This window comes from Microcystis sp. M53598_WE2 (assembly GCF_030067735.1).
Taxonomy (GTDB): domain Bacteria; phylum Cyanobacteriota; class Cyanobacteriia; order Cyanobacteriales; family Microcystaceae; genus Microcystis; species Microcystis aeruginosa.
The window spans coordinates 1-9,600 of the sequence record NZ_JASJFE010001015.1; the positions used below are offsets into that span (position 1 = coordinate 1).

Annotated in this window: 10 protein-coding genes and 3 pseudogenes; 4 read left to right on the forward strand and 9 right to left on the reverse strand. The window is 43.1% G+C overall.

Translation table 11 applies throughout. The annotated features are described in order from the left end of the window. Positions 1 to 158: 158 nt before the first annotated feature. Positions 159 to 848: a lecithin retinol acyltransferase family protein gene (locus PX636_RS20815; protein ID WP_288118652.1), complete on the forward strand. Its 690-nt coding sequence runs from the start codon at positions 159 to 161 to the stop codon at positions 846 to 848. A 31-nt stretch (positions 849 to 879) separates the two neighbouring features. On the opposite strand, the pseudogene PX636_RS20820 reads toward PX636_RS20815, so the two are convergent. The 3 genes and pseudogenes from PX636_RS20820 to PX636_RS20830 form a co-directional block, all read right to left on the reverse strand. Then, positions 880 to 1,071 (reverse strand): annotated as a pseudogene (locus PX636_RS20820) (hypothetical protein). Between the two features lie 3 nt (positions 1,072 to 1,074). Beyond that, positions 1,075 to 1,728 carry a HupE/UreJ family protein gene (locus tag PX636_RS20825; RefSeq protein ID WP_130757968.1) on the reverse strand — a complete coding sequence of 218 codons (654 nt, stop codon included), beginning with the start codon at positions 1,726 to 1,728 and terminating at the stop codon, positions 1,075 to 1,077. A 14-nt stretch (positions 1,729 to 1,742) separates the two neighbouring features. Next, entirely contained in the window at positions 1,743 to 2,669 is a 927-nt protein-coding gene (locus PX636_RS20830; protein ID WP_012265085.1) for a class I SAM-dependent methyltransferase, read from the reverse strand. 202 nt (positions 2,670 to 2,871) lie between these two features. On the opposite strand from PX636_RS20830, the gene PX636_RS20835 reads away from it, so the two are divergent. Then, positions 2,872 to 4,068, forward strand: a complete 1,197-nt coding sequence (locus PX636_RS20835; RefSeq protein WP_002795668.1) for a homocysteine biosynthesis protein — start codon at positions 2,872 to 2,874, stop codon at positions 4,066 to 4,068. Here PX636_RS20835 and PX636_RS20840 read toward each other — a convergent pair. The 3 genes from PX636_RS20840 to lipB all read right to left on the reverse strand — a co-directional run bounded on the left by PX636_RS20840 (position 4,057) and on the right by lipB (position 6,287). After that, a complete protein-coding gene (locus PX636_RS20840) occupies positions 4,057 to 4,287 on the reverse strand; it encodes a hypothetical protein (protein ID WP_061433024.1) in 231 nt (76 codons plus the stop codon). The two genes, PX636_RS20835 and PX636_RS20840, sit on opposite strands and share 12 nt — an antisense overlap. A gap of 67 nt (positions 4,288 to 4,354) precedes the next feature. Beyond that, positions 4,355 to 5,617, reverse strand: a complete 1,263-nt coding sequence (locus PX636_RS20845; protein ID WP_288118656.1) for a pentapeptide repeat-containing protein — start codon at positions 5,615 to 5,617, stop codon at positions 4,355 to 4,357. A 1-nt stretch (position 5,618) separates the two neighbouring features. Next, complete coding sequence (gene lipB, locus PX636_RS20850; RefSeq protein ID WP_079208926.1) at positions 5,619 to 6,287, reverse strand: lipoyl(octanoyl) transferase LipB; 669 nt, start codon at positions 6,285 to 6,287, stop codon at positions 5,619 to 5,621. Between the two features lie 75 nt (positions 6,288 to 6,362). Between lipB and PX636_RS20855 the strand changes: the two are divergent. Continuing rightward, positions 6,363 to 6,563 (forward strand): annotated as a pseudogene (locus PX636_RS20855) (DUF2887 domain-containing protein); the annotation flags it as partial. Positions 6,564 to 6,608: 45 nt separating this feature from the next. Next, positions 6,609 to 6,860 (forward strand): annotated as a pseudogene (locus tag PX636_RS20860) (DUF29 domain-containing protein); the annotation flags it as partial. Between the two features lie 53 nt (positions 6,861 to 6,913). On the opposite strand, the gene PX636_RS20865 reads toward PX636_RS20860, so the two are convergent. Genes PX636_RS20865 through PX636_RS20875 form a run of 3 tightly spaced genes read right to left on the reverse strand, consistent with a single transcriptional unit; the run spans position 6,914 to position 9,233 of the window. Continuing rightward, the gene (locus PX636_RS20865; RefSeq protein WP_288118659.1) at positions 6,914 to 8,248 is read right to left on the reverse strand and encodes a flotillin family protein; all 1,335 of its coding nucleotides are present in this window, start codon (positions 8,246 to 8,248) and stop codon (positions 6,914 to 6,916) included. A 28-nt stretch (positions 8,249 to 8,276) separates the two neighbouring features. Then, positions 8,277 to 8,618, reverse strand: a complete 342-nt coding sequence (locus PX636_RS20870) for a hypothetical protein (protein ID WP_288118661.1) — start codon at positions 8,616 to 8,618, stop codon at positions 8,277 to 8,279. Between the two features lie 48 nt (positions 8,619 to 8,666). Then, positions 8,667 to 9,233, reverse strand: a complete 567-nt coding sequence (locus tag PX636_RS20875) for a hypothetical protein (protein WP_012265092.1) — start codon at positions 9,231 to 9,233, stop codon at positions 8,667 to 8,669. Between the last annotated feature and the right edge of the window lie 367 nt (positions 9,234 to 9,600).

The window sequence follows — 9,600 nt, forward strand, 5'->3', positions numbered from 1 at the left end:
CAATCTTGAACATCTTCGACTTAAGCTGTTTGCTGGCTTTAATTCATAACAAAAAGTAAAACACGAAAACCAGAATACCCAAATCTGAATGGCTTATTAATAACTGGAAAAACTGACTCAATAGACAATCTCCTTGTTTACTTTATCACTAAAAAAATATGGCTAGAGGGGATCAAATATACGCCTATCGGGAATTGCTCAATCTTCAGGGTGTTTATGCCCATCATGGCATCGATTGCGGTGATGGTAGCGTCATTCATTACCGAAAACCGAGCGAGATTGTCGAACGAACTTCCCTAGAAACCTTTGCTAGGGGCGGTAAAATCTATGTGGTGCGCCATGTAGAGGTGGGATTTTCCTTTATCCCCGATGTGGTGGTAGAAAGGGCGCTAAGTCGTCTGGGGGAGCAGAAATATAATCTTCTTTTTAACAACTGCGAACATTTTGCCACTTGGTGTAAGACTGGTATTAGCAAAAGTCAACAGATAGAAGAATTTATCCCGATTATTACCCATTTACAAGCGGTGGGACTCTACGAACCTCTGAAAAAATCCCTGATCGGAGCCGACCCCAACAATGCCCAAACCCTATTAAAAGGGGCTTTAAGCAATCTTAAGGTGAGTTGGGATGAAATTCAACCCCAGTACAAAAAAGCCATTCAAGAAGCAGAAACATGGAATCGAGTAGCGATGGAAGCTTTAAGCAGAAATCGCGATGATTTAGCCCGGGAAGCCCTGAAACGCAAGGTAGAAGCCAAAAAACAGGCAAAACGCCATCAGGAACAATTGGATCAACTAGCGGCCATGACCGAAAATGTTCTTAAAAGTCTGGTGATTGCTAACGGTTAGTCTGGATGTAAGTAGGGTTGGCTGAATAAATCTAAAAACCTTGTTGGATAAGGCTTTTAGACTTTTTTCCCTCAAAAAGTGCTGACCATTGGAGTGATCGGGGGTAAAATTCAGGTACTTTTTCCCTGAAAATTAGGTAACTGACTACCTCAAAATCGGTAAAACCCTACACCCCACACCCCACACCCCACACCCTGCCCCCACCAACAAACTTTTTCAGCAGACCCTACTTAATTCCCACTAAAAAAGTTGTACCGATCGCCATAATTGCCAATCCGATGAACTTACTAATTAGAGTTGCTTGCTTGGCTAATTTTTCCTTAATGACACTGCCAAGGAAAAAAGCACCAGATGCGATCGCTAATTGGATCACGGTAAAACCGATTAAATAGGCAACTAAAGCGGCAACTCGCGCCCCGATAATTGATTCTCCGTAGGCATAACCGTGGAAAATTCCCGCAATCATTGCCAGAGTTGCCAGAGCGATCGTATAGAGATTAGAATGAGTTTGTAAACCTTTTTTCAGGGTTAAAACCACGCCAAAAATCACCACAGAAAGGGCAACAATCCCTTCAGGAAAAAGTAAATTTATTCCCTGTAAATGAATACCCGTCCCGATTAAAGTGGTAATCGCAAAAGCGAGCGGAATTAATAAACCCTGTTCCATCCCCACAGCAATTAAACCACTAGCCACCACAAAAGCTAAATGATCTAAACCGATAACTGGGTGAGCTAAACCCGATAAAAATCCGTTCCAAAAATTATCGGGAGTTTGCCCTGCCATGGCATGATGGGCGAGGGTTTTGCTGGCAAAAATTAACAGGAAGAGAGGGACAATAGTTAATATCTTTGTCCAGCTTTGACGAAAAATTATCTTCATTGATTACCTCAAAATTATGATTCGGAAACCCGCGCAACAATCGCCCGATGTCGGGGACTGGTGGGGGTAATGATCGGTGCTTGAAACCCCGCTTCAACTAATGCCTGTTCGATATCGAGAGTAAAATATTGATCGAGATAGGGTTCGGTACTCTTGAGTAAGGTGAGGACATAAGGGGGCATTTTTCGATAAATTTCCGAGCGCGGATTCATATCCATCAGCGTCAAATAACCCCCCGATCGCAATAAACGACGCGCTTCGGCGAAAATTTCTCTAGTAGCCTGTTGGGGTAGTTCGTGGAACATTAAAAACGACGATACCAGATCGTAGGACTGACTGGGTAATTGAGTTTTTTCCGCAGCCGCGTGTTGCCATTGAATCGTCTTTTGTTTTTGTTGAGCTTGGTATTGGGCAACGGCTAAATAGTAGGGAGAGAGATCTAACCCAGTTACCCGGGCTTGAGGATAAGTATCTTGCAGTGCGAAGCTGCTCATGCCGACACTACAGCCTAAATCGACAATATCGTTAATTTCTGCCTTGATTTGCTCTTTTAATATCCGGTGATATTCCCGCCGCAATCGCGGATCGCCGTCCATCCCCGCCCCGGGCCAGATGGTAGAATGGACAGCATAGGCGGCAGATTCTACCTCAAAGGCTGGCAACCAGTCTAAATTGCCCTTTTCGTAAGCGTGGAAAGAACAAACGTAGTATTCGGGATAGACGAGATCGGGATTTTCTACCGCTTGCAGTTCCCAACTCCAATCCCGTTGTTGCCATTGTTTGACGGTTTCCCGCCAAGGTACGCCTAGTTTTTCGGCTCTTTTAATCATCATATTGCGCGCCTGATAGCGAGCGATGTCAAAAAGCGGTTTTATGCCGAGAATACGGTTAACTAGACCAGAAACAGGATTAAAGGAGGCCGGAACGGGTGTAACTGTCATAGAAAAGCTTCGATCGTAAATTTTCCCTTTTTTATCTTATAACAGTGATCAGTCATCAGTAATCAGTAATCAGTGAAAAGACAGCACTGTTACGGCCATTTAATACTGCTCAGTTAATACCACTCACTTAAAACTCACATCTGATTACTGTTTACTGACAACAGCAAAAAGCTCCCTAACCACCATCTGGTCAATTTTTCTTATGAGAACAATCGCTGAAATCAACGACAAAATTGCTAAAAAAACGGCTGTAGTCTGGACAGTAGAGGAATTAAAAAGCCGCGTTACCGAGATGGGAATTAAGGAGGTTTTTTCCCAAGTAGATGTGGTTTGTACGGGAACTTTTGAACCGATGGAATCTTCGGGGGCAATTATTAATTTAGGTCAGACGGATCCGCCGATAAAAATTCGTCAATGTTGGTTAGATGGGATTCCTGCTTATGCTGGTTTTGGGGCGGTGGATTTATATTTAGGAGCCAGTGCTATTAGTGATCTAGCGGCCAAAAATGAGAATTTAGAGGGAGAAAATCCCGAAAGGGGCGGCGGACATATTATTGAGGATTTAATCGCTGGAAAATCGATTCAATTGCGCGCTGTCGGCCAGGCCACTGATTGTTATCCTCGCACTTCTTTTGAAACGATTATTTCTAAGGAGACTATCAATCAATTTTATCTTTTTAATCCTCGCAATCTCTACCAGAATTTTATCGTCGGAGTCAATGGGGGAGAGCGGACTTTATATACTTATTTGGGACCACTACAGCCGCGATTAGGTAATGCGGTTTATTCTAACCCCGGGGCAATTTCTCCCCTGTTAAATGACCCCGATTTAGAGGCTATAGGCATCGGTACGCGCCTTTTTTTAGGAGGAGGAATCGGTTATATTGCCTGGGAAGGAACCCAACATTTTCCCCTGCAAAAACGCCTACAAAATCGAACTCCTATTGGACCGGCTTCCACCTTAGCCTTAATTGGTGATGCTAAACAAATGAATGCTCGCTGGGTGCGGGGTTGTTATTTCAAAAATTATGGGGCTTCTTTAATGTTAGGGGTAGCAGTACCGATTCCAATTTTAAGCGAGGAAATAGTTCGACATTGTGCGGTCAAAGATGAGGAAATTGTCGCTCCAGTGGTGGATTTTTCTATTCCCCGGCGAGTCCGTCCTACCTTTGGTTTAATCACCTACGCTAAACTAAAAAGCGGTCGGATTATGATCGAGGGAAAAAGTGTTAGGGTGGCTCCTTTGGCCAGTATTTCCTTGGCCAGGGAAGCCGCTTTAGAATTAAAAGCACTAATCGAATCGGGAGAATTTACCCTCACAGAACCCGTGGCAAAAATTAATCTAGAGCGGACTTTTATACCCCAGGATCGTTGGGGCGGAAAATTATCAATTGAGTGAGGAGTTAAAGGATTGCGTGCAGGTGGCACAACTACAATTAAGATGACGTAAAATCGGATTTTCTTCGCTGGTTGTCTTGCCGATAATCATGTCACCTAAGTTCTCGGTGTTGAAACTAGGATGAAAGGACTCTGGGGCAGCTTGTACGGAGTTAGTGGTAACTGCTAGGGCTAATAAACTAGCGGAGGCAGTGGCAAGAATAACGACTTTTTGATTCATAAATTTGTGGGAATTATTGACCATGAATACCACTGATTATAACACTGCCCCCTGCCGATCGCCTCCGTTAACGACCTAAAAGATTGGCAATATCAGCACATCCCCCCGGAATGGTTGCGCGGGACTTTTCCCCACACCAACGACAACAATAGTGACGTTGTTCCTCGCTCATATTTTTCACCCCGGTAAAATTGACATTTTCTACCACTGCTCCCGTGTGTTCTCCGCTGTCATAATTGGGGGGAACGGTACGACTGCGGGGGGTAGCATTTTCTAGGGAACCATAAAATAAACGCATCCCTTTCATATCTGCCCCTCTTAAATTAGCTTCGTAGAGAATTGTCCGCGATACATTTGCTTTCACCAAATCGCTATAACTTAAATCGGCCCGCACCATATTCGCTTCGCTTAAATCCGTCCAGCGCAAATCCTGCCCAGAAATGTCGGCCCCCGCTAACATTACCCCCAATTGTACTACTCTTGTACCGAACTCTCGATCCTCCGCATAACCCCCTTCCCCGTCTAGAATCGGTCTGCCTAGATAACGATCGCGTTTAATCGGTGATAATAGCCGCGATTGACTCAAAAAACGCAGTATTTTCGCTTTTCCAGAGGCATCGACACTGCTGAGGATGGAAGCGGTGCGACCTTCTGCGATCGCTCTTTCCTGGGGCCAATCTTCTAAAAATCCCTCCTCATCCAAGGCTAGATCGGAAATGCCCTGAAAATAGGAATCGATCGTCTGTTGTTGGGTAATGCGATTTTGCTGTATGGTTAAATCCTTAGAAATAACGTACTGTTCCCAGGCCACATAGACGGCTAACACGGCGATCATAATCTGCCCCAAGGCCCCCACCCACTCGGCCCAGGAACCAAACTCATCGTATTTAAAACTCTCTAACCATCGCAATATGCGCTCGTAAACTCCTAAATATTTCCCTAATCCGGCCAGAGCAGCTATAAAAACTATAAAGGCAAAAACCGTCTGACGTTCAGAGGGGGTGAGATAATGGGCGATCCACTGGCGAATAGAGGGCAAAATCACCTGTAAAGATATTAATATCGCTACTATCGCCCCAGAAAAGCCTAACCAGTCCCAGCTAAAGACCAGGCCGATGGTCATCACCATCAGGGGGGCCAGTAGTAACCCCGCGTTACCCGGTCGAAGATCTTTTAATAGTAGGATGCGCTGACGCACGGGATTACGCGAAGATAAAGAGGAGACGTATTCAGAAGCATCGGGGGGCGATAAACTGGTTTTACCGTTATTTTCGGGGTTATCGTCCCTATTTTCCGCGGCGAGTTTTTCTGGGTCTTTGCGATCGCTCATATTAATCCTTGTCAAGAGAAAATAATTCCACACCGAAAACTGAGGCGAAAACTCTCGATAAATCTTGCTGTACTTGCATAAGACTAATATTAGGCAGAAACTGCCGTAAACTGCCCACGGGTTTATTAGCAATCCCACAGGGAATAATCTCGGCAAAACCGCTTAAATCTGGACAAACATTGATGGCAAAACCATGATAGGTAATCCAATGACTAACTTTAATACCGATCGCCGCTATTTTATACCCTTCTACCCATACCCCCGTCAGGCCCGCGATTCTTTCCCCCGACAATCCATAAATAGCGATAGTTTGCAGGATGACTTCTTCCAATTGTCGCAAATACCAGTGTAAATCCTGCCGATAATAGCGCAAATTGAGGATCGGATAGCCCACTAACTGCCCCGGACAGTGATAGGTGACTTCGCCTCCTCGCTCGATTCGGTACACTTCTTTGTCGGTTTTGTCAAGATTAAATTTAATAAACTTAATATCTGAACCAGTACCGAGGGTGTAAACGGGGGGATGTTCCAGCAGCAGCAGCACATCGGGTAAGTCAGGATTAGCAATTCTCGCCTCCACCAGCGATCGCTGTTGCGACCAAGCGAGAGAATAGGGAGTAATTGCCTGAATTTTTAGCCCACAGAGACGAGGCATTTTTTGAGCATTCATCGAGAGATGTGATTGTTCAAATTATTTAAGAAATGTGGAAGATCACCAAGGAAAATTAAAAGAAGGGAAGAATAGATGTTGGGGAGAATAATAAGCACTAATCTAAAGTTATCTCATCTATCATCTCTTGGGATCAGTATCCTCCAGTTTATCCTCATCGGCGCAAAAAAAGCACCAAAACAAGTTCAATCCTTGATTGAGCAAACCCACCAACAGGTTGTTGACCCTAACAATCAAAGAAATGTTATCGAGTTAATCGAGAAGATTATTATCTACAAATTTACTCACCATGGCACTGCTCTAAGATGGAGACAATCAATTATGCTAGGTGTTCACGCATTAAAACAACTCTATGAGATTGATGACTCTCAATGGCTAGGAGAAACCATTAGCCTACTCAGAAATCATCAATTTCAACAGCTAGACTTAGAACATTTAATCGAGGAATTAGAGGATTTGGGCAAAGAAAAGAAAAATGCTGTAGCCAGTCTTTTAGAACAGGTTATCCGCCATTTATTATTCCTGCAATACTGGAGCAAGGAAGCAGAATATAAGACAATTTATTGGCAGGAATAAATCGATAACTTCCGTACTAAATAAAATCAGGCTAGTATGTTTTCTGACTGCTATTTTTCAATTTTATTGGTGAGAGTTCCGACCACATCAATACCGAGGGTTTGATGGACACTAGCGAGGAATTGATTGACGATTTCGGGATAGACTTTAATCAGGGTAGCGAGGGATTTCCCATCACCATTATCAACAATATTAACTCGCTCGAGGTGTAAGCGTTTAGGAATTTTGATCGCTTCTTCTAGGATAGTTTCTAACTGTTGAATCAAGAAAATTGCCTCTGCTTCGCTGCCGGTATTTTGCCAGACTTCCGCGAATAATTCGTTAACCAAGGCTTCAGCTTTGGCATTTTCTTCAAAAATTGCCGCTTCTCCTCTAGCGCGGAAAGTTTCGGCTTCCTGCTGCGCTTCTGCGGGTAAAACTTGATCTGCTTGGAGACGTAATCTTTCCAATTCTGCCCTAACCTGTTGCAATTTTTCCTCAACTATAGCACGTTTTTCCTTAGCGGCAGCAATAGTTATTTCTTCTTCGGATTTAGCCTGTTGTTCCAGTTTTGCCTTTAACTTTCTCAATTCGTTTTCTTGCTCTAAAATGATAATTTGATCGCGGGTTTTAGCTACGGTTGCCTGTTCCTCACATTCCGCAACTATTTGTTCAGCTTCATTGAGTGCATTTGATTCAGCAATTTCAGCATCACGCATGACTAAAGCGATTCTTTCCCGTCCGAGGGAGTTAAGATAATCCACGTCATCGGCAACATTTTGAATTTTGAGAGTATCAATTTCTAAACCGAGTTTAAACAGGTCTTGACTGACGTTACTGGTAATACTTTCGGCAAATTTTAGACGATCTTCGTTCACTTGTTCGGGGGTCATTGTTGCGACTACACCCCGCAAGTTTCCTTCTAAAGTTTCTTTAGCTACGCGAATAATTTCTTCTCGATCTCGATCTAAAAAACGTTCGATCGCATTGCCGACTATTTCAGGTTTAGAACTAACTTTCACGTTAGCAATTGCCACTATATTCAGGGGAATATTGCCCTTAGAATAGGCATTTTTAATCTCAATTCTGATCGGGGTTGTGGTGACATCCATGCGTTTAACGGTTTCTAAAATTGGAATACGAATCGCCCGACCCCCCGATATCACTCGATAACCTGCATCTTGTCTATCTTTTGATTTGCGTTTCATCCCACTCAGGATTACTACTTCATTGGGTTTGCAAATACACAAAAAAGAATTGATAAACCAAATCGCACCAATACCCAGAAATATCAATAAAGCAATGGGAACACTATTCAACAATAAATTACCAGCACTGTTGTTGTTATTGTTGTCGTATTGATTGGGATTGATTTGGATGAGATAGGAATTATTTTGACTATTCATAGTTAGTTACCCTTTGGTCTAGAAGAAATTACAAATCGCCTCTGATATACTTTTCCGCAATGACTAAAACTTTATTGTCCTGGAAATTGAGGATAAATGCTTGATCCCCGACATTAAATTGTTCTTCCCCTTCCGTTATCGCTACTATATCGATCAGACTATCCCCGAGATTAACTCGCACTTTCCCCTTGCTATTTTTATCGAAGGGGATTTGAACAACTCCGATTAAACCGATGAGAGAGTGATGATCGACAATACTATTTACCTGTTGGTTGCAGCGTCTTAACTTGACTAAAATTAGGAGTAGAATGGCCAAACCAATACCTACCCCTAAAGAAATTAAAACGATTGTGAGCAGTTGAGCATTCATAGTTTAGTTATTTACCGTTATGGTTGCCCCCAATCTAATTACCGTTAACTAATTTGAGACTTCGGCCATTTCAATCACGCGATCAGCATTATCTTTGACCAAAAAATTTAAAGGTTTATTGCGACGAACTTTATACTTTAAGCGTCGTGATTCCACCCGCATCAGAATTTGTTCTAAACAATCGTGATCAAAACAAACGTGACGATGACGATCCTTATAACCCGCGGTTGCTCCAGCAACGATGTGCAGTTGGGTATTTTTCTTTAACTGATACCATAAACCCTGGGGTTGATCTCCCAAAGAAGTATGAGCAGTAGTCACAGCCGGATTACTAGACATATAAAATGGGTCAATCATATTATTGCCCATCGTCTGCTCATAATTGTAATAGTAATGGAGGGGAACATCGGCCGTGGGTAAATTTAAAAGTCCTTCATAAAATTGTCGGGCTGTCTCCAAATCTGTCACCATGATTGTATGAACTTTTGGGGCGCTGGTTAGAAACATCCACATGGCTAAAGCATAAGCGGCCAGAAGCATAACCATAATCCCCTGGGTGGACAGGAGAGTATCAAGGGGTAGGAAAGCGCCGAAGAAAAGATGATTTATCAACACTGATGTGATCCTATTGCCTAAGAATTTCTATCATTCCCTAATTATAATCATGGCGCTGAAACTTAAGTGAACAGGGTGGGGAGTTACCGAGTTCCGTACATTTGTATTAAAATGCTCCCTACCCAGTTTAAATAGGGTTTGCTGAAAAAGTTTGTTGGTGGGGTTAGGAGTCAGTAGCCGGTCGTCAGGAGTCAGTAGCTGGTCGTTTCAGGCTTTGTTGCCCTCTTTTTTTGTACCAATTTATGTACTACGAGAGGGATAATGCAAGGTTTTTGAGAGTCCCAATCGGATTTTCGCAGCATGAACATCGGATTTTAACAGGTCAAAAGCCTTATTTTAAAAGGGTTTTACCATTATTCAGCCAACC